Genomic DNA, 18,271 nt, shown 5'->3' with positions numbered 1-18,271 from the left:
GGCATCGGGGTCGCCGTCGTGGCAGGGCTCTTCCTCATCGACTGGCTCGCGCCGACGCTGTTCCCGGCGTCCCTGTCCACACGCGCGCAGGACGGACTGACCCTCGCGATCAGCGTGCTCATCGAGTCGCTGCCGTTCGTTGCCCTCGGCGTCGTGCTGTCGATCGTCGTGCAGGTGTGGGTGCCCCCGGGGGTCATCGAGAGATGGATGCCGCGGCCCGCGTGGGCCCGCCGCGCCGTGCTGTCGCTCCTCGGCATGATCGTGCCGGTCTGCGAGTGCGGCAACGTCCCGTTCGCGCGCGGGCTGCTCATGCGCGGATTCTCGGTGCCCGAGACGCTGACGTTCCTCATCGCGGCGCCGATCGTGAACCCCATCGTGATCATCACGACGCACCAGGCGTTCGGCTTCAGCGACGGCATCCTCATCGCCCGCATCCTCGGCGGCTACGCGATCGCCAACCTCATCGGATGGCTCTATTCGCGGCATCCGTCCCCCGATGCGCTGCTCACCGATCGCTTCCGCGAGACCTGTGAGCTCGTCGTGCACGAACCCGGCGGCAAGGGCCGCCGCACCATCGCGCAGTTCGTCATCGAACTGCGCGCGGTGATGCCGGCGCTCGTGATCGGCTCGGCCCTCGCGGGGGCGGTGCAGGTGCTGATCCCGCGCGACGCCCTGCTGGCGATCGGGTCGAACCCCGCCCTTTCGATCGTCGCGATGATGGCGCTGGCCATGGTCGTGTCGATCTGCTCCAACGTCGACGCGTTCTTCGCGCTGTCGTTCGCCTCGACCTTCACGCCGGGCTCGATCGTCGCGTTCCTGCTGGTCGGTCCCCTCGTCGACGTGAAGATGCTGGCGCTCATGCGCACGACCTTCACGTGGCGCACGCTCGGCGGCATCGTGGTCGTGGTGCTGCTCTCCGCCTTCGCGATCGGAACGGCGGTGAACCTCCTTGCGTAACGCCGGATTCGTCGGCACGAGGTGGCTGGGCGTCGGGCTCGCCGCGATCCTCGCCGTCGTCACGATCTCGCTCGCGGTGACCGGACGGCTCGGGCTGTACATCAACCCGGACTCGGCCTGGTTCGCGGTGTCGATGGCGGTGCTGGTGCTCGTCGGCGCGGTGGCGTCGTTCGCGCTGCCGCTCGGCGCCGAGGCCGACCACGGCCACGACCACGATCACGATCACGACGCGAGGCGACCTGCGGTCGAGGACGACCCGTACGTGCACCACACGCCGCACCCGGTGGCGGTGGCGGCGACGATGATCGGCGGGGTCGCGGCATCCGGTGTCGTCGTGCTGACGCTGGTGCTGCCGCCCGCCTCGCTCAGTGCCGAGCTCGCAATGTCACGCGATGTCGGTGCGACGCCGCTCTTCGGCGGCGCCGACACGATCCAGCTCGCCTCGACGGGCGACACCGCGTCGTTCGGGGTGGGCGACTGGGCCACCGTCTTCGCGACGGCGACGAACCCCGACGCCTTCGACGGCGACACGGTCGAGCTCACCGGCTTCGTGACACCCGGCGACGACGGCGCGTTCGACCTCACGCGCCTGGTCATCACGCACTGTGTCATCGACGCGCAGCCGGCGAGCCTTCCCATCGTCGGCGGCGCTTCCACGCCCGACACGGGGCAGTGGGTGACGATCACCGGCACGGTGCGCTCCTCGTCGGAGGGCCGGCTGGTCGTGGACGCGTCGTCCGTCGACGAGATCGCCGAGCCGCAGGACCCGTATGAGTACTGACGGCGCCCGCTCCCCGGGTACGGCCACGCGCCGCGCGCGGTCCCGGCGCCGCCGGGGACGTGCGTTCGCGGGCGCCTTCGCGCTCGTCGTCGGACTCCTCGCCGTGCTGGGCCTCGGCGGCGCCGCGGCGAGCGTGGCACAGGGACCCCGTGTCACCGACGTCTCGGTGGATCCTGCGGCGGCGGCCGCGGCATCCGGATCCCGTCTGATCGTGACGACCACGCAGTCGCTGGCCGACGTCGACGCGTCGCAGGTGACGGTGACGCCCGAGACGCCCTTCGCCGTCGACACGTCCGGCCGCAGCCTGGGGGTCCGCTTCACGCTGCCGCTGTGGGACGACACCGAGTACACGGTCGTCGTCGACGACGTCGCGTCGCTCGGCGGGGGCCCGACGGCGACGTTCACCGAGACGTTCCGCACTCCGCCCGCGGAGGTGTTCCTGCTGCAGCGGAACGCCCCCGATCAGGCCGGCGGTGAGGACATGATCTACCGCAGCGACCTCACCGGGCAGCACGCGGTTCCGGTGTTCCGTCACGCCCACATCGAGGACTTCCGCGCGACCAGTGAGCACCTCGTCGTCTCGGTGCGCACCGACGACGATGCGGCCGGGCTCATCGTCACCGACCTCGATGGCGAGGACCCGCACGAGCTCAAGCTCCCCGGCGACGGCTTCGTGTCGAATCTGCAGAGCGCCGACCGGGGCGAGCGCATCGGGTACACCTTCTCGGATGCCGAGATCGACGCCGACTCCGGGCGCGAGAGCCTGCTGTACACGGCGTCGCTCGCCGATCCGGACGCCGATCCCGTCCCCATCGAGATCGAGGGATCAGACTCCCGCGTGGCGGAGTGGCGGTTCGTGCCCGACACCGACAGCATCCTCCTGCTCTCGTTCGACGGCTCGCTGCTGCTGACGGGATCGGATGCCGCGGCCGCTGCCCCGACCGCGCTCGGAGCAGCGCTGAAGATCGAGGGCATCGCTCGCGGATCGAGCCAGGCCGTCGTCGACCGGATCGACGCGGCGTCGGTGATCGACCTGACGGACGCGAGCGAGGATCCCCTCATCGCTCCCGCGGTCGACCTCGGCGGCACGACGTCGGTCACGCCGCTCCCGGACGGCTCGACGATCCGCACCGCCGCGGTGCTCGACGCCGGCGGCATGCCCACCGGACGCTCCGCGGTCGCGCGGGTGGGCGTCGACGGGGGAACGACAGAGCTCACCGAGATCGCCGACACGGACGCCGTCATCCAGGTATGCGTCTCGCCCAGCGCCCGCTACGTCGCCGTGATGGTGGCACCGGATGCCGTGACGAACCCGTACGACACGTACCAGCTACCCCTTCCCGAACACCCCGAGACCCGGATCCTCGACGCCTCCGACGGCGATGCCGTGGTTGCGCTCGACGGGGCCTCGATCTCGTGGTGCCAGGTGCCTCCGCGCTGACGCCGGTCATCGGGACCGCTCGCTACACCGGAGGCGGAGGGCCGGATGCTGCGCCTTCGCGCCGTTCGGCCGGCTCGGGGATGCGCGACGGGAGGCCGGTCGAGAGCATCAGCCCGAGCACGGTGAGGGCGAACACGAGGAACAGCGACTGGCGCAGCGAGGCGACCTGGGTGTCGGCGTAGAGCTGGGCGATCTCGGTGGCGGAGTCGGGGTCGGCTCCGGCATCCGTCAACAGGTCCTCTGCCTGCTGCTGCGAGATGATCGGGGCGCCCTTCGACGCGACCGCGACGACCTGGTCGCGGATGTCGTCGGGCAGCGTCTCGCTCTGCTGGACGGCGCCGGTGAAGCCCGAGGTCAGAAGCAGGATGAACACCGACCCGACGATGGCGGTGCCGAAGGACGAGCCGAGGTTCTGGAAGGTGCCCTGAAGGCCGCCGACCTCGGACGTGTCGGACTGCGACACCGCCGACATGTTGACGTTGCCCAGCTGCGACGCGAGCAGGCCGAAGCCGGCGCCGACGACGAACATGCCGGCCGCGAAGGTCCAGTCGGCGAGCTCGGGCTGCACGGCGAGGAAAACCACCAGCACGCCGAGGCCGAGCGTCAGCTGTCCGATTCGGCCGATGTTCTGGGCCGAGCGGACCGTCGACAGGCGGGAGCCGAGGATGGAGAAGAGGATGAGCCCCACCGACAGCGGCAGGATCTTCAGTCCCGTTTCCAGCGCGTTGAAGCCGAGGATGGTCTGCAGGTAGACCGGCACGACGAAGAAGAGCGCCGCGATCGCGAAGTACTGGGCCATGAACATCGTCAGGCCGCTCCGCAGCGCCGGGATGCGCAGCAGGCTCACCTTGAGCAGTGGCACTCCGCCGGTGCGCTCGAGGTGCTGCTGGCGCCGGACGAACAGCCACAGCACGACGATGGACAGCAGGATCAGATAGGCCACCGGCGAGACCCCGAGTGGTGCGAACGGCTGGCCGTTGATCACGGGCGGGTCGAGCGGCACGATCCAGCCCCACGTCTTCGACTGCAGGATGCCGTAGACCAGCAGGCCCAGGCCCAGCGCCGACAGCACGACGCTCAGCAGGTCGATGCGCAGCGTGCGGTCGCCGGGGACGTCCTTGATGCGCCCCGACACCAGCAGCACGATCGTCATGACGACGGCTTCGGCCACGAAGACATAGCGCCACGACGAGTAGGTCGTGACGAGTCCGCCGATGAGGGGGCCGGCGGCCGCCGCGCCGCCGGTGACGGCACCCAGCACAGCGAAGGCGACCACGCGTGTGCGGCCCTCGTAGTTGATGGCGGCGAGGGCGGCGATCGCCGGGATGACGAGCACCGCGCCGAGACCCTCGACGAGCGACCAGCCGAGCATGAGCACCGTCAGGTTCGGGCTGAGCGCCGTCGTCAGCGACCCGATGCCGTAGACGACCGAGCCGATCCGGAACGCGAGGCTTCGACCCCAGCGGTCCCCGAGCTTGCCACCCGTGAGCATGAACGCCGCCATCGTGAGCGCGTAGAACGTGATGGCCGCCTGCATGCCCGAGATGTCGGTGCCCAGGTCGTCGGCAACGGTCGAGATCGAGACGTTCATGACCGTGCTGTCGAGCACCATGATGAACTGCGAGACGCTCAGCAGGATGAGCACGAACCACTTCCCCATGGGCGAAGAGTAGCGTGCCACGGTTTCATATCTTCCTATTGACAATGGGAAGATATCTGCCTATAAATGAGCCATGCGACGGAAACCGGGCGCCCTCCTGCCGATCGAAGTGGCGATCATCGACGCCGCGCTGCAGCTGCAGCGAAGCGGAGAAGACACCTTCCACGGCTTCGGGATCGCGCGGGTCATGGCCCAGGGCGACGACACCGGGAGGCTCACATCCCACGGCACGCTCTACAAGGCGCTGGGACGGCTCGAGGCCGCCGGGCTCCTCACGAGCACCTGGGAGGACGCCGACGAGGCTGCCGCCGAGGGCCGGCCCCGTCGCCGGCTGTACAAGATCGACGGCGCCGCCGCCTCGGTGGCGCTCGCCGAGCATCGCCAGTCCTCCTCCCGGGCGCCCCAGGCGTCCGGGCGAGCGGCGTGGGGAACACCGTGACCGGGCAGCCGGTCCGGGAGCACACCGGAGAGCCGACGGCGACGGGTGTCGCCGCCGAGCTCGTCCGGGGATGGGTCGAGCTCTACACGGGTTGGGTGAGCGCGCCGGCGGCCGAGCGTCGACGCGCAGAGATCCGCTCAGACCTGTGGGAGCAGCAGGCCCACGCCCGTGAGGTCGGAGCGCCGCGCATCGCGGTCTCGCTCTCGATCGCACGACGGGCCACGCTCGGCATTCCCGCCGACGTGCTCTGGGTGCACAAGCAACGCGCGGCGACACGGAGTCAGCCGGCTGACAAGAAGGCAAGGACAATGAACTCCGTCACCCGATTCGCTGCCCGCTGGTGGTGGGCGCTCGGCGCCGCCGTGCTCGCGGCCGTTATCTTCACCATGGGCCTCGGCCAGCTGCTGGAGCCCGGCATGCCGTATCTCGAGGGCTCCATCCAGGCCATCGTCGTCTCGTTCCTCCTGGCCGCAGGCGTCGTCCTGAAGGCTCGGATGCCGCGGACCGCGGCCGCACTCATCGTCGCGGGTGCCGCGACCCCCGCCGTGCTGTGGTGGGCGCCGCTCATCATGGTGCTCGGCATCGCCGTCGAGCTCGGCGCCCTGGCGGACCTGGTGCGTCGTCTCGCCCAGGGCGACCTCGTGCTGGGAGCGCTGTCGGCCGTCGGCGGCCTCGCGCTCGGCGCCGCCGTCGTGGGTTACGCGTGGCTCGGCTCCGGCGCCGGCCCTGTGGGCCTGATGTGGCTGGCGGCAGCAGGCGTGGGCGTCGCCATCCTCCTCACGGTGGCCCACGCCCGTCCGGCCCCCAAGCGCGCGAGGGTCGTCTGAGCACGACTCACGACCCGCCTCAGGCTCCGGCGCGGTGAGGCCCCCGGCCTCGACTCCGTGCGCGCCGGGGCGCGTCCCGGGATGCCGCTCGGCACGGCGTCCCGGGACGCGTTGCGTCGTGCCGGAACGCGCCCGCGGAGGCCTGCGGCGGGCGCGCGCAACCTCCGATCCCGTGCCGGAGGGCGCACGTAGACTCTGCGCATGACGCGGGACGGATGGCGGGCGGCGACCCGCGCCGACCTCCGCGGTCTTCCCGCCGACGTCGCCCCGATCCTGCTCGGTGCGCGGCTCACCACGGTGGTCGAAGGCGAGAAGGTGATCGTGCGGCTCACCGAGGTCGAGGCCTACCACGGCCTCGGCACCGGACCGATCCCCGATCCCGGCTCGCACGCTCGCAGCGGCCCGACGGCGCGCAACGCCACCATGTGGGGCGAGCCCGGGCACCTCTACGTGTACCTGAGCCACGGCATCCACTCCTGCGTGAATGTCGTGTGCGGTCCGGAGGGTGTCGCCGGCGGTATTCTGCTGCGCGCGGGTCAGGTGCTGGAGGGGGCGGATGCCGCGACCCGGCGCCGGCCCGCGGCCAGGACGCCGCGCGACCTCGCCCGCGGACCGGGCAGGTTCGGCGACGCCGTGGGGCTGCGGCATCCGGTGCACGACGGCATCGACGCCATCACCGGAGAACCCCGCCACGGGGCGGTGGCGCGGCTCGAACTGCTGGTCGACCCACTGGCGGAGGTGGCGACCGGGCCACGTGTGGGCGTCGCAGGGGTGGCCGGCACGGCGGAGTTCCCGTGGCGGTACTGGATTCCCGGCGACCCGACGGTGTCGGCGTTCCGGTGGGGGCGCGGCGCGCGAGAAGCCGGAGCGGTCACGTGAGGGGCACCCCTCCTCAGCCTGGGGTGCGTCCGTCCACTGACAGCCATCTGATGCCGTGGGGACCAGGTGGGTTCACGAGAGCTGTGGTGTCGTAGGTCTCCAGCAGGGGAACCGAGATCCCCAACGTGACCCATTTGCGTACGTCGGTCGTCAGGTCGTCCCACGCCATCCACAGCTCGTCCCCGACTCGGGCGGGCACCGTCATTCGAACCGCGAACACACCCGGAGCACGTTCAGCGGCCGACTCGAACTCGATGAGGATGACGACGGAGCGGTTTGAACTAGCCAACTAGCGGCGGGCGGCCGAGCATATGGTGCGATGGAGGTCGCCGGTGCCGGTGATTCGCCCTGCGCGAGGAGGCCGACTACGAGCTGTCCGCGTGGGTGAGGGCCGGTGCGGGCGCCCGCTCGAGGCGCGCTCGTGGGATGCGCTCGGCAAGTGCGACACGCCCTCCGTGCTAGACTGTCTCTTTGTCTGCGCGCACTCCAGCACGCAGTACGTATCCCACTCCAGATCGCGGGCCTTCACCGGCCGGGTCGGGCGCGGGGTGCAGACAAGGGATCTTGGGTGGGGCCGTCCGGCTCCACGGTACTAAGGAGACATCACTATGGCAGCAGTGTGCCAGGTGACTGGAGCAGTTCCCGGCTTCGGTCACAACATCTCGCACTCGCACCGCCGGACGAAGCGCCGCTTCGACCCGAACGTGCAGAAGAAGACCTACTTCGTTCCGTCGCTGGGTCGCAACATCAAGCTGAACGTTTCGGCCAAGGGCATCAAGGTCATCGACGCTCGCGGCATCGAGGCGGTCGTGCGTGACCTCCAGGCGAAGGGTGTGAAGCTCTAATGGCCAAGAAGGCACAGGACGTCCGTCCGATCATCAAGCTGCGTTCGACCGCGGGCACGGGTTACACCTACGTCACGCGCAAGAACCGCCGCAACAACCCCGACCGCATCGTGCTCAAGAAGTACGACCCGGTCATCCGCAAGCACGTCGATTTCCGAGAGGAGCGTTGATCCATGGCTAAGAAGAGCAAGATCGCGCGCAACAAGCAGCGCCAGGAGGTCGTCGACCGCTACGCCGCCAAGCGCGCCGAGCTGAAGAAGGCGCTCGTTTCGCCGACGTCCAGCGACGAGGAGCGCGAAGCCGCTCGCGTGGGTCTGCAGAAGCTGCCCCGCAACGCGTCGCCGGTCCGCCTGCGCTCGCGCGACGTCATCGACGGTCGCCCCCGCGGTGTCCTCACGAAGTTCGGCATCTCGCGTGTCCGCTTCCGCGACATGGCCCACCGTGGCGAGCTGCCCGGCGTGACCAAGTCGAGCTGGTAACACTTCGACAGGCTCGGTGACCGCCGAGCCCGTCCAGAAGGCCCGGAGTTCCTCGGAACTTCGGGCCTTTCGCATGCCCTGGGGCGCAGCATCCGTCCCGTTCTCGGTCAGGACAGCGGATGCCCATGGCTGCCGGCCGCGGCGCGCAGCACGTCGTCGGTCGACTCGCCGCTGACGTGCGGATACTGGTCTGTCAGAACGCGAGCGAGCTCGTCGAGCACGTGCGACAGCAGCATGCCCGCGGCGTGCACGTCGGGATGGCTCGAGCGGAGCGCCGCGTCGCGGAGCTCCATCGCGTAACCGCTCGCCCGCGCCGCCGAGAGGCGCTCGTCGCGCTCGGTGAAGTAGAAGATCTCGGTGTTCTGGACGAGGTCGGCTGTCAGCTCCGAGACTGCGCGCGTGACGGACGCGATGACGGATGCCGCGAATTCCGGTGAGACCGTCGGCGGCAGGGCACTGAGTCCCGCTGCGTGCAGGCCCGTCAGCTCGACGGCGAGCGCGCGCCGACGCGCGAGCGCGGGATAGAGCTGCACGAACCACGACACCGACGCCGACAGCAGGGCGAAACCCGTCAGGGCCTCGAGAGGGGACAGCAGGCGTATCAGCGGCTCCGCGGGCACCATGTCGCCCAGCCCGAGGGTCGTGAGAGCGACGAGGGAGTACGTGAGAGCCTCGAGGAAGGTGTTGTAGTCGGCCGGGTCGACGCCGCTGTACGCGAAGCCGTCCGGAAGGTGCGGCAGGTAGATCAGCGCCCAGCCGAAAGTGACCAGGAGCAGCCACACGCCGATCGTCGCGAGGATCGTGAGTGGTCCCCCGACGGGAAGCGGACGCTGACGGCGCGACAGGGACCAGGTGCCCCGGAACACCAGCGTCGTCAGCCGTCCCGTGGACGCGGGCCGCAGCAGGGTGTGGAACACGTCGTTCAGGGCGATGGCGATCAGGAGGACGCCGGCGATGGTGCTGACCACGGCCATGGCATCACAGTATTCGCCTGCCGGGGGGATCGGACAGGGCCCTCGCGCGTCGGCATTCCGGGCTTTGTCAAGCGCCGGGCATGTCGACGGCCGTGCGCGCGAGGATGGAGGCATGCCGCTGGATCCGTTCTTCGAAGAGCGCCTGCGCGTGCACCGCAGATACCTGTTCGACCAGGCGCTGAGCAGGGTGCGCATCAGGCTCACCGCCCTGTGGCCGTTCAGCCGCGGGAGCGCGCTCCCCGCTTCCGCCCCCGCAGGCGGCATGACGGCGAAGACCTCCGCCGCGCGCGCGAAGCAGTCGTCGCTCGGTCCGCACGCGCGGGCACGCGCCCGTCACCGCCGAGCCGCCCTCGCGTGGGATCGCACCGAGCTCAGCACCGTCGGCACGCCCGGTCCGGAGGTGCGCATCACCGAGCATCAGGTCGACGTGCCGGGGCATCCGTCCGTCCGCGTGCGGATCTACCATCCCCCCGTCGTGGGCGACGCGCCCGTGCCCGCCGTCCTGGCGTTCTTCGGCGGGGCCTTCCGCATCGGCGGCATCGACTATCCGACGACGGATGCCGCCTACCGCCGCCGCTGCGTGGACGCCCATGTGGCGATCGCCGCCGTCGATTACGCCCTGGCGCCGGAGCACCGCTTCCCCGTGCAGATCGAGCAGGCCTATGCCGCGCTGGACTGGCTCTTCGCGTCCTCAGCTGAGGTCGGGGTCGACCCGAGCCGGGTCGGCGTACTGGGAATCTCGGCCGGCGGCAGCCTCGCCGCAGCCCTCACGCTCGTCAATCGCGATCGGGCCCGGCATCCGCTCGCCCTGCAGGTGCTCGAGGTGCCCGTCGTCGACCTGACCGGCGCGCACCTCGATCTCGGGGCGATGCGCGCGCTCGGCATCCCCCGCTTCTTCGCCACCCGCGAGTTGCGGTCGGTCGCCCGCACCTATCTTTCCCGGCCGCAGGACGCCCGCGAGCCGTATGCCTCGCCGCTGCGGGCCGACTCGCACGCCGGGCTGCCGCCCGCGGTGATCCTCACCGCCGAGTTCGACCCGCTGCGGGGCGACGGCGACGCCTACGGAGCGGCGCTTCGCAAGGCCGGTGTGGACGCCAGCGTCGTCCGCTATCAAGGTGTCACCCACGACACCCCCATCTTCACGGGCGCCCTTCCCGCCGCCCGCCGCTGGCACGACGACGTCGTGGCCGCCCTGCGGCGCCTCCACGCCTGACGCCGAGAGCGCACGAACCGCGGTCGGAGGGGGTTCCGACCGCAGTCTTTGCGCTCCGCTGGCGCAACCGCAACATCGGAGATCGACGCGGGGTCGGACCGCCCCGCGCGTGCGCCCCGACGTTGCGTCGATCTCCGCAGTTGCGGCGCCGCCGGGAAGCGGCGTCCGCCTACTTCGCGGCATCCGCCTCCCCCGCCGGCTCGGCCTCGGGGGCCTGCTCCGCATCGAGGACCTGGTGGGTGGTGGCCCACTGGAGGGCGTAGTCGGCGATCTCCTCCCAGCCGTCCTGGCTCACGAGGCGGTGGGTGCGGCCCGGGTACTCCTTGTACTCGACGATCGCCGGGCTGCCGGTCTTGCGGTACTTCTTCACGATGGCCTTGCCGATCGCCGGCGGCACGACGTGATCGATCTCGCCGGTGATGACGAGGAGCGGAGCACGGTCGGTGCGGCCGTAGTCGACGTGGGTGACGCCGCCCTTCTCGTTGAGAACCGACGACACGCCCTCGAAGAACACGCGGTTGTAGGAGTTCACCGCGTACTCCTCCCACAGCTTGTCGGACTCCTCGCGCGGGAGGTCGTTGCCGAACGTGAAGTGGAAGTGGCGCTTGCTGAGGGGCTTCGCGCCGTTGATGCCGAACGGGTTCGACAGGATCGGGGCGCCCGTCCACAGGGTCGACAGCGGCAGTGCGGTGACGCCGGCGGTCTGACCCGGAGCGACGCCGACGTAGGCGACGCCGAGGCCGCGGTCTGCGAGCATCTGCGTGAGGACTCCCCCGAAGGAGTGGCCGATGATGATCGGCTTCTGAGGCAGCGCGCGGATGATCCGCTCGTAGTTGTCGGCGATCTGCTTCAGCCCGATGCCCTTGAGCGCCTCCGGATTGTGGCGGATGTCTTCGACCGACCGTTCGTCGATGCCGGGCCAGCCGGGGACGATCACCTGGTGGCCGGCGGCGCGGAACCGCTCGGCCCAGGTGTCCCAGCTCTTGGGGGTCATCCACAGGCCGTGGATGAGAACGATGGGGGTCTTCGACGTGGCGGTCATTTTCCTGCTCCTTGAGCGGTCTGGCGGTGAGGTGACGGGAGTGTCTGTGGTGCGTGGCACCGATAGTAGACCGAACGTTCTATCTATGCAAGACTATTCCCATGACCCTGACAACCGCTTCGGTATCCCCCCGGCCCTCATCGGCCCGCGAGCGCCTGCTGGAGGCGGCGACGGACCTGTTCTACAACGAGGGCATCCACTCCGTGGGTGTGGACCGGATCATCGAAGCGGCGGGCGTCACCCGCGCCACGATGTACAAGCAGTTCGCCGGCAAAGAGGGGCTCGTCCTCGCCTACCTCGCAGGCGAGGACCAGGGCCTTCGCGCTCTCTTCGCTCAGGCCGCCCAGGCGTCGGACGACCCCGCCGAGCTGCTCGACCTCGTCGTCTCGGGGATCGAGCAGGACATCCGGGATCGCCACACGCGGGGATGCCCCTTCATCAACGCCGCGGCCGAGTATCCGGACGACGGCCCGGTGCGCGACCTGATCGCCGTCCACCGGGAGTGGTTCCGGGCGACACTGCATCAGCTGGCCGAAGGGGCGGGTCTGCGCGACCCGGAGGAGGTGGCGGCATCCCTCGTCCTGCTCCGCGATGCGGCGCTGGTGGGCGGCTATCTCGACGGCCACGAGCGCGTCGGCCCGGCTTTCGCCCGCACCGCGCACGACCTCATCGCCGCCCACCGGCCCTGATCGCGGTGGGCGAAATCCAACCTCACAGGCCACAGAGAACACATCTGTCACACGACACGGGGCCCTAAACGTCAGAAAACCGCGAAAATACGCGGATGTGCCGGCCGGGTCAGGTACATTCGGTCCCGGTCGATAGGACCAGCCGGGGGGCGAAGCCGTCCGGTCCGAGCAATGACAAGACGGCAGTCGTCGTCTTTGGAGGACATACCAAATGGCCGACAAGACCATCACCAAGACCGAGCTCGTCGCGAGCATCGCGAGCGCGACCGGCCAGAGCCAGTCCGCCGTCTCGGGCGTGCTCGACTCCCTCTTCTCGACCGTCTCCGACGCCGTCGCAGCCGGCAGCAAGGTCTCGATCCCGGGCTGGATCGCGTTCGAGCAGGTCGCGACGTCGGCTCGCACCGGCCGCAACCCGCAGACGGGCGAGGAGATCAAGATCCCCGCGGGCAAGCGCGTCAAGGTCACCGCGGGCTCGAAGCTCAAGGCAGCCGTCAAGTAATCCGACGCAGACCTCCCGAAGGGGGGATGCCGCGACCCGCGGCATCCCCTCTTCGCATGTGAACGTAGGCTTGAGGGCGTGAACCCCCGCGCCCTGCGGGCCGCCGGGCCCGCGATCCTCGTCGTGGCCGCGCTCGCGGTCATGGTGTGGGCGCTGGCCTTCGGCGGCGGGGCGGCTCCCCTGGCGATCGCCGATCCCGGGCCTCTCGTGCGCTGGGGCCTGCCGACCGTGAAGCTCATCGTCAACCTGTCGGCGGCCGGCATGGTGGGCGTCCTGGTGACGGCGCTCTTCACGCTCCGAGCCGGCGAGCGGGAGTTCGACACCGCCCTCGACACCGCTTCGATCTCTGCCGCCCTGTTCACGATGGCCGCCGCGGCCACCGGCTTTCTCACGTTCGTCGACGCGTTCAACCCCGTCCTCAGCACCGGCCCGGAGTTCGGCGCCCAGCTCGGCCGCTTCATCGTCGAGACCGAGCTGGGTCGCACCTGGCTCATCACGACGATCGCCGGGGCCGCGCTCACGGTGCTCACCTTCGCCGTGAGGTCGTGGACCGCGGCCTTCTTCGTCGCACTGCTGGCCGCGGCATCCCTCGTTCCGATGGGAACCCAGGGGCACTCCGGCGAGGAGGCCTTCCACCACGAGGCGATGACGGCGCTGATCCTGCACATGCTCGCCGCGGCGGTGTGGCTGGGCGGACTCCTTCTCATCGTGATCGTGCGGCAGCTGCAGTCGCGGGAGGCCAGTGCGGCGACCGTCGCGCGATACTCGAGCATCGCGCTCGCCGCGTTCGTCGTGGTCGCCGTGTCGGGTACGGTGCGCGCCGCGATCGGCCTGCGGGACTGGTCGGCACTCGTCTCGCCGTACGGCGTGATCCTCGGCGTGAAGGTGCTGGCGCTCATCGCGCTCGGCCTGTTCGGCGCCTGGTATCGCACGCGGCTCATCGCGAAGATGCGCCTTCAGGCGGCTGCGACGCGCGCCTTCTGGGGCCTCATCGCCTTCGAGCTCGCGCTCATGGGCGTGGCGAGCGGCGCGGCGGCAGCGCTCGCGCGCACACCCCCGCCGGTGGCGCCGCTCATCCCCGCGACGCCGACGCCGGCGGAGCGGCTGACCGGCGCCCCGCTGCCGCCGGAGCTGACGCTCGACCGCTGGTTCACGGCCTGGAACATCGACCTCCTGTGGGCGACGGTCGCCGGGTTCGCGATCTTCTTCTACCTGGTGGGTGTGTGGCGGCTGCGCCGTCGCGGCGACGCCTGGCCGGTGTACCGCACGATCATGTGGGTCGCCGGCTGGCTGCTGCTGGTGTGGGTCACCGGCGGCGTCATCAACGTCTACCAGGACTACCTGTTCAGCATGCACATGGTCGGCCACATGCTCCTGACCATGGCGATCCCCCTGCTGCTCGTGCCCGGTGCACCGATCACTCTCGCCGCGCGAGGGATCGACAAGCGCGACGACGGCACCCGGGGCGGCCGCGAATGGATCCTGTGGGCCGTGCACTCGCCGGTGGCGCGCGTGCTGACGAACCCCTTCATCGCCGCCGGGCTCTTCATCGGGTCGCTGTGGGTCTTCTACTACACCGACTTCTTCCGCTGGTCGCTGTACGACCACCTGGGCCACGAGTGGATGATCGCGCACTTCCTCATCACGGGCTACCTGTTCGTGATGAGCCTGGTCGGCATCGATCCGGTGCCCTACCGCCTCCCCTACCCGGGCCGTCTGCTGCTGCTCATCGGCGTCATGGCGATGCACGCGTTCTTCGGCATCGCGATCATGATGCAGGAGGGCCTGATGATCGCCGAGTGGTTCGGGTCGATGGGCCGTACCTGGGGTGCCACGCCCCTCGACGACCAATACACCGGCGGGGGCATCGCCTGGTCGATCGGCGAGATCCCCACCCTCATCCTCGCGATCACCGTCGCCATCCAGTGGAGCCGCAGCGACGACCGCGAGACGAAGCGCCGCGACCGCCACGCCGACCGCACCGGCGATGCCGAGCTGGAGGCCTACAACGCTCACCTGGCTGCGCTCGCAGACCGCGACGCGAGGGCCGAGGCGAGCGAGCAAGCTCAGCGCGGCCGCTGAGTACGGCTGCATGACAGAGGAGATCGGCACATCTGAGGGCCGGAGCGCGGATTCCGACCTCGATCCGGCAGATCTCCTCTGATACGCGCGCGGTTGGGCCGCTGGTCAGTTGGTGTCGGGGCCCGTGACGGTGATCGTCGCCGTGCCATCGGCCCCGACGCTGATGGTGCCCTTGACGATGAAGGGCACGTCCTCGCTGACGGGCCGCACCCGCCCGTCGAAGAGCGAGCGGATGTCGACCTCGATGTGGGCGACGGCCTCGGCCGAGAGGATCGACCAATCGGCGCCGTTCGGCTCGACCGAGACCGTCGGCTGGCGCACGATGGACCACTGGGGGAGCGACGCGATGCGGTCGAGGACGAAGAAGCCGAAGGGGCAGCCGCTGGGCTGCAGCACCTCCTGCGTCGCGCACGAGGTGAGGAACTCCTCGACCTTCTGCTGCACGACGCGCAGGAACTCCTCCGTCGGCTGGGCCTGCACGTTGACGGGGATGGCGCGGAAAGGGCTGTCGGAGAGCACCGCCACGCCGGGCGTGCGGGAGATGGGGGTGTCGACCGAGACCGAGTACAGGCCGGGCGAGAAGACGAGGAGCGACACCGGGGCGGCCGGGTCGGCCTCGGCGCCTTCGGGCGATACCTGGCGCTTGTCGATCTCGAAGCCGTTCACGTCGAAGACCATCGACCCGGTGACGGCGAGGTTCATCACTGCGAGCGGACTCTTGGCGAAGCGCCAGGTCGGGGCCGGTCCGATCGAGCCGTCGCGCTCCACCGCGAAGGTGGTCGTGCCGTCGTAGCCGCGGGCCTCGTACGCGAGCGTGACGCGCGTGATGTCGCCGTCCTGCTCCTGCGACACGACGTGGACGTCGCTGAGCGGCGCGAGCGCGGCGCTGCGCAGGAGCGCCTCGGATGCCGTGGGCGGCAACCCGGCCTCCGCCAGCTCGACCGAGCTGACCGCGACGCCCGGCACGGCCAGGGCGTCGGCGGCGCGTCCCTCGGCGAGGAGCGCGACGTAGCGCTCGACGAAGGCGGACGGGCTGTAGAACTGGCGCTCGATCACCGACCACGCTGCGAACGCCGCGCCGATCAGCAGAACCCCCACGATGCCGAGCAGAGTCAGGTCGAGGGCGAGGCTGCGGCGCCGCTTGGGCGGCGGCTGGATCACCTGCGACGCCGGCTTCTCGACGGCGGGTTCGGGGGTCGCGAGTGCGGCCGGCGGCGCGCTCGCGCGACCGGATCCGGTGCCGACGCCCCCCTGGTCCACGCGCCCAGTCTAGAAACGCCTTGCCGGGAAGGCGCTGTGGACGCCGCCTATGAGACTCCCCGTTTCAAACGGGCGCGTCACCGGGACCAGTCCACCGATCATGGCGCGCGGACGCGGGAGGCAGCATCCGCTCGTTAGCATGAATCGGTGAACATCCCGTCACTGTCCGCCGAGCAGGAGGCGCTGTTCCGTCTGATCGAAGACACCCGGGAGCACGTTTTCGTCACCGGCCGTGCCGGCACCGGCAAGTCGACGCTGCTGCAGCATCTCGCCTGGAACACGAACAAGCAGATCGCCGTGTGCGCGCCGACGGGGGTGGCGGCCCTGAACGTCGAGGGTCAGACCATCCACTCGCTGTTCAAGCTGCCGCTGGGGATCATCGGCGCCCACGACGAAGACCAGTCCGACGCCACCCGCAAGCTGCTCAACGCCATCGACACGCTCGTCATCGACGAGATCTCCATGGTGAACGCCGACCTCATGGACGCGATCGACCGGTCGCTTCGCAAGGCGCGCGGCCGCCGGGGTGAGCCGTTCGGCGGCACGCAGATCGTGATGTTCGGCGACCCGTACCAGCTGGCTCCCGTCCCGCCGCGCGGCGACGAGCTGCGGTACGTGCGCGACCACTACCGCTCGTTCTGGTTCTTCGACGCGAAGGTGTGGGTGGGCGAGGCCGCGACCGACGGCATCCTCGATGTGGGCACGTACGGGGCCGACCTCAACATCCGCGAGCTGGTCGACATCCACCGGCAGTCGGACCCGGCTTTCAAGGCGATGCTCAACGCGGTGCGGTACGGACGGGTGACCTCCGACATCGCGCAGATCCTCAACGACACCGGGGCACGGACGCCGCCGCATCCGGTCGACGGCGAGCACCCCATCATCACGCTCGCCACGCGCAACGACATCGTCAACAACATCAACCGGCGGCACCTGAGCGAACTGGTGGGCCGCGAGCAGACGGCGATGGCGGAGGTGAACGGCGACTTCGGACGAGGGGATGCCGCCTACCCCGCCGACATCGAGCTGAAGCTGAAGGTCGGGGCGCAGGTGATGTTCCTGCGCAACGACACCGGCTCGTTCGGCGAGCCGCCACGCTGGGTGAACGGCACGATCGGCACCGTCACGCGGATCGCCGGAGAGACCGTGCGGGTGGACGTCGAGGGCGAGGAGTTCGATGTCGAGCCTTCGGTGTGGGAGAAGTACCGCTACTCGTACGACCCGGGGTCGAAGCAGCTGACCCGCGACATCGTGGCAGAGTTCACCCAGTTCCCGCTGCGGCTGGCGTGGGCCGTGACGATCCACAAGTCCCAGGGCAAGACCTACGACCGCGCCATCATCGACCTCGGCTCGGGTGCGTTCGCGCCCGGCCAGACCTACGTCGCGCTGTCGCGCCTGACGTCGCTCGACGGGCTCTACCTGTCGCGGCCGCTGCGGCCCCGCGACATCCAGGTCGACCCCGACGTGCGGCGGTTCATGGCGTCGGCGGTGCGCGGGATGCCGGCGGCCTGACGCACCCCGCGCCACGGGACGGGAGGGCGCGGCTCAGGCGACCTGTGCGGCCTTCGCGTCGGCGAGGTCCTCGAAGAGCTCGGTGTTGAAACGGTAGGCGAGCAGCACCTCTTCGATCACGCGCTCCTGCTCCGCGGCATCCCACGGCGCGGCGTCCAGCTGCTCGCGGTAGACCTCTTTGAAGCCCTTCGGGTCGGCGATGTCGTCGAAGATGTAGAAGCCGATGCCGTTCGTCTCGAAGCCGAAGCGGCGGGACATCAGCCGGCCGATGAACTGCCCGCCCGACAGATCGCCCAGGTACCGCGTGTAATGGTGGGCGACGAAGCCGCCCGCCCACGTGGCACCGACCTCGTTGATGCGATCGACGTAGCGGCGGGTGGTGGGCAGCGGCGCGATGCGGCCGCGCCAGTCGGGGCCGACGAGGAACTCGAGGTCCGCCTCGAGAGCGGGAAGCCGCGTGAGCTTGTCGGAGATGAACACCGAGGCGACCGGGTCGTTGCGCATCTGACCCGCCGTGCGCTCGAGCGCCTCATAGATGAACCAGTGCTGCACGACGAGGGCGACATAGTCGTCGCGAGTGCCCTCACCCGTCATGAGGTCGGCCATGAACCCGGCGTGCTCGCTCGACGAGTGCGAGCTGCTGGAGCGCTCGCGGAGCGCAGCGGAGAACGGGATCGGGTCGCTCATTCCTT

The 18,271-nt window shown here is 70.0% G+C and carries 19 protein-coding genes; 14 read left to right on the top strand and 5 right to left on the bottom strand.

Going from position 1 to position 18,271, the window contains the following annotated elements:
- Positions 1–18: 18 nt before the first annotated feature.
- From ACN9MP_RS18670 to ACN9MP_RS18660, 3 genes are read left to right on the top strand one after another with little or no spacing between them, the layout of a single operon-like run.
- Complete coding sequence (locus tag ACN9MP_RS18670) at positions 19–957, top strand: permease (RefSeq protein ID WP_426326126.1); 939 nt, start codon at positions 19–21, stop codon at positions 955–957.
- Positions 950–1,738, top strand: coding sequence for a TIGR03943 family putative permease subunit (locus ACN9MP_RS18665; protein WP_426322685.1), 789 nt, complete (start codon positions 950–952; stop codon positions 1,736–1,738). The genes ACN9MP_RS18670 and ACN9MP_RS18665 overlap by 8 nt, the downstream gene beginning before the upstream one ends.
- Positions 1,728–3,179 (top strand): hypothetical protein, encoded by a 1,452-nt coding sequence (locus ACN9MP_RS18660; RefSeq protein WP_426322683.1) that lies wholly within the window; start codon positions 1,728–1,730, stop codon positions 3,177–3,179. Before ACN9MP_RS18665 ends, ACN9MP_RS18660 begins: the two co-directional genes overlap by 11 nt.
- Before the next feature lie 22 nt (positions 3,180–3,201).
- On the opposite strand, the gene ACN9MP_RS18655 is transcribed toward ACN9MP_RS18660, so the two are convergent.
- The gene (locus tag ACN9MP_RS18655; protein ID WP_426322682.1) at positions 3,202–4,839 is read right to left on the bottom strand and encodes an MFS transporter; all 1,638 of its coding nucleotides are present in this window, start codon (positions 4,837–4,839) and stop codon (positions 3,202–3,204) included.
- A gap of 73 nt (positions 4,840–4,912) precedes the next feature.
- Between ACN9MP_RS18655 and ACN9MP_RS18650 the strand changes: the two genes are divergently transcribed.
- The 6 genes from ACN9MP_RS18650 (at position 4,913) to rpsN (ending at position 8,308) form a co-directional block, all read left to right on the top strand.
- Positions 4,913–5,278, top strand: a complete 366-nt coding sequence (locus ACN9MP_RS18650; RefSeq protein WP_426322680.1) for a PadR family transcriptional regulator — start codon at positions 4,913–4,915, stop codon at positions 5,276–5,278.
- A complete protein-coding gene (locus ACN9MP_RS18645) occupies positions 5,275–6,105 on the top strand; it encodes a hypothetical protein (RefSeq protein WP_426322679.1) in 831 nt (276 codons plus the stop codon). The genes ACN9MP_RS18650 and ACN9MP_RS18645 overlap by 4 nt, the downstream gene beginning before the upstream one ends.
- Before the next feature lie 201 nt (positions 6,106–6,306).
- Complete coding sequence (locus ACN9MP_RS18640; RefSeq protein WP_426322677.1) at positions 6,307–6,984, top strand: DNA-3-methyladenine glycosylase; 678 nt, start codon at positions 6,307–6,309, stop codon at positions 6,982–6,984.
- A gap of 608 nt (positions 6,985–7,592) precedes the next feature.
- Positions 7,593–7,829 carry a 50S ribosomal protein L28 gene (gene rpmB, locus ACN9MP_RS18635; RefSeq protein ID WP_013584774.1) on the top strand — a complete coding sequence of 79 codons (237 nt, stop codon included), beginning with the start codon at positions 7,593–7,595 and terminating at the stop codon, positions 7,827–7,829.
- Positions 7,829–7,999, top strand: a complete 171-nt coding sequence (rpmG, locus tag ACN9MP_RS18630; RefSeq protein ID WP_018173550.1) for a 50S ribosomal protein L33 — start codon at positions 7,829–7,831, stop codon at positions 7,997–7,999. Before rpmB ends, rpmG begins: the two co-directional genes overlap by 1 nt.
- 3 nt (positions 8,000–8,002) lie before the next feature.
- Positions 8,003–8,308, top strand: a complete 306-nt coding sequence (rpsN, locus tag ACN9MP_RS18625) for a 30S ribosomal protein S14 (protein ID WP_426322675.1) — start codon at positions 8,003–8,005, stop codon at positions 8,306–8,308.
- A gap of 107 nt (positions 8,309–8,415) precedes the next feature.
- On the opposite strand, the gene ACN9MP_RS18620 is transcribed toward rpsN, so the two are convergent.
- Complete coding sequence (locus ACN9MP_RS18620) at positions 8,416–9,282, bottom strand: potassium channel family protein (protein WP_426322674.1); 867 nt, start codon at positions 9,280–9,282, stop codon at positions 8,416–8,418.
- Between the two features lie 112 nt (positions 9,283–9,394).
- Between ACN9MP_RS18620 and ACN9MP_RS18615 the strand changes: the two genes are divergently transcribed.
- Positions 9,395–10,495: an alpha/beta hydrolase gene (locus ACN9MP_RS18615; RefSeq protein WP_426322673.1), complete on the top strand. Its 1,101-nt coding sequence runs from the start codon at positions 9,395–9,397 to the stop codon at positions 10,493–10,495.
- 169 nt (positions 10,496–10,664) lie between these two features.
- Here the strand turns inward: ACN9MP_RS18615 and ACN9MP_RS18610 are convergent, their stop codons facing one another.
- A complete protein-coding gene (locus ACN9MP_RS18610; RefSeq protein WP_426322671.1) occupies positions 10,665–11,537 on the bottom strand; it encodes an alpha/beta hydrolase in 873 nt (290 codons plus the stop codon).
- Positions 11,538–11,638: 101 nt separating this feature from the next.
- On the opposite strand from ACN9MP_RS18610, the gene ACN9MP_RS18605 reads away from it, so the two are divergent.
- The 3 genes from ACN9MP_RS18605 to ACN9MP_RS18595 all read left to right on the top strand — a co-directional run bounded on the left by ACN9MP_RS18605 (position 11,639) and on the right by ACN9MP_RS18595 (position 14,807).
- Complete coding sequence (locus tag ACN9MP_RS18605) at positions 11,639–12,226, top strand: TetR/AcrR family transcriptional regulator (RefSeq protein WP_426322670.1); 588 nt, start codon at positions 11,639–11,641, stop codon at positions 12,224–12,226.
- A gap of 211 nt (positions 12,227–12,437) precedes the next feature.
- A complete protein-coding gene (locus ACN9MP_RS18600) occupies positions 12,438–12,725 on the top strand; it encodes an HU family DNA-binding protein (protein WP_045301792.1) in 288 nt (95 codons plus the stop codon).
- Positions 12,726–12,803: 78 nt separating this feature from the next.
- Positions 12,804–14,807 (top strand): cytochrome c oxidase assembly protein, encoded by a 2,004-nt coding sequence (locus tag ACN9MP_RS18595; protein ID WP_426322669.1) that lies wholly within the window; start codon positions 12,804–12,806, stop codon positions 14,805–14,807.
- Between the two features lie 105 nt (positions 14,808–14,912).
- On the opposite strand, the gene ACN9MP_RS18590 is transcribed toward ACN9MP_RS18595, so the two are convergent.
- The gene (locus ACN9MP_RS18590) at positions 14,913–16,067 is read right to left on the bottom strand and encodes a hypothetical protein (RefSeq protein ID WP_426322668.1); all 1,155 of its coding nucleotides are present in this window, start codon (positions 16,065–16,067) and stop codon (positions 14,913–14,915) included.
- Between the two features lie 147 nt (positions 16,068–16,214).
- Here ACN9MP_RS18590 and ACN9MP_RS18585 point away from each other — a divergent pair, with 147 nt between their 5' ends.
- Positions 16,215–17,579 (top strand): ATP-dependent DNA helicase, encoded by a 1,365-nt coding sequence (locus ACN9MP_RS18585; RefSeq protein ID WP_426322666.1) that lies wholly within the window; start codon positions 16,215–16,217, stop codon positions 17,577–17,579.
- A gap of 33 nt (positions 17,580–17,612) precedes the next feature.
- On the opposite strand, the gene ACN9MP_RS18580 is transcribed toward ACN9MP_RS18585, so the two are convergent.
- Entirely contained in the window at positions 17,613–18,266 is a 654-nt protein-coding gene (locus ACN9MP_RS18580; RefSeq protein WP_426322664.1) for a heme oxygenase (biliverdin-producing), read from the bottom strand.
- Positions 18,267–18,271: the final 5 nt, after the last annotated feature.

Origin of the sequence: Microbacterium sp. E-13, from assembly GCF_049912955.1 — a bacterium.
Classification (GTDB): domain Bacteria; phylum Actinomycetota; class Actinomycetes; order Actinomycetales; family Microbacteriaceae; genus Microbacterium.
Note: the sequence above shows the minus strand (reverse complement) of the source record. Positions and strands in the feature narration are given on the sequence as shown.

Bases quoted from the DNA above. Each gene is read 5' to 3' on its own strand.
- ACN9MP_RS18600 (WP_045301792.1), top strand. From the start codon at position 12,438: ATGGCCGACAAGACCATCACCAAGACCGAGCTCGTCGCGAGCATCGCG.
- ACN9MP_RS18610 (WP_426322671.1), bottom strand. From the start codon at position 11,537: ATGACCGCCACGTCGAAGACCCCCATCGTTCTCATCCACGGCCTGTGG.
- rpmG (WP_018173550.1), top strand. From the start codon at position 7,829: ATGGCCAAGAAGGCACAGGACGTCCGTCCGATCATCAAGCTGCGTTCG.
- ACN9MP_RS18655 (WP_426322682.1), bottom strand. From the start codon at position 4,839: ATGGGGAAGTGGTTCGTGCTCATCCTGCTGAGCGTCTCGCAGTTCATC.
- rpmB (WP_013584774.1), top strand. From the start codon at position 7,593: ATGGCAGCAGTGTGCCAGGTGACTGGAGCAGTTCCCGGCTTCGGTCAC.
- ACN9MP_RS18660 (WP_426322683.1), top strand. From the start codon at position 1,728: ATGAGTACTGACGGCGCCCGCTCCCCGGGTACGGCCACGCGCCGCGCG.
- ACN9MP_RS18615 (WP_426322673.1), top strand. From the start codon at position 9,395: ATGCCGCTGGATCCGTTCTTCGAAGAGCGCCTGCGCGTGCACCGCAGA.
- ACN9MP_RS18605 (WP_426322670.1), top strand. From the start codon at position 11,639: ATGACCCTGACAACCGCTTCGGTATCCCCCCGGCCCTCATCGGCCCGC.
- rpsN (WP_426322675.1), top strand. From the start codon at position 8,003: ATGGCTAAGAAGAGCAAGATCGCGCGCAACAAGCAGCGCCAGGAGGTC.
- ACN9MP_RS18650 (WP_426322680.1), top strand. From the start codon at position 4,913: ATGCGACGGAAACCGGGCGCCCTCCTGCCGATCGAAGTGGCGATCATC.
- ACN9MP_RS18580 (WP_426322664.1), bottom strand. From the start codon at position 18,266: ATGAGCGACCCGATCCCGTTCTCCGCTGCGCTCCGCGAGCGCTCCAGC.
- ACN9MP_RS18620 (WP_426322674.1), bottom strand. From the start codon at position 9,282: ATGGCCGTGGTCAGCACCATCGCCGGCGTCCTCCTGATCGCCATCGCC.
- ACN9MP_RS18640 (WP_426322677.1), top strand. From the start codon at position 6,307: ATGACGCGGGACGGATGGCGGGCGGCGACCCGCGCCGACCTCCGCGGT.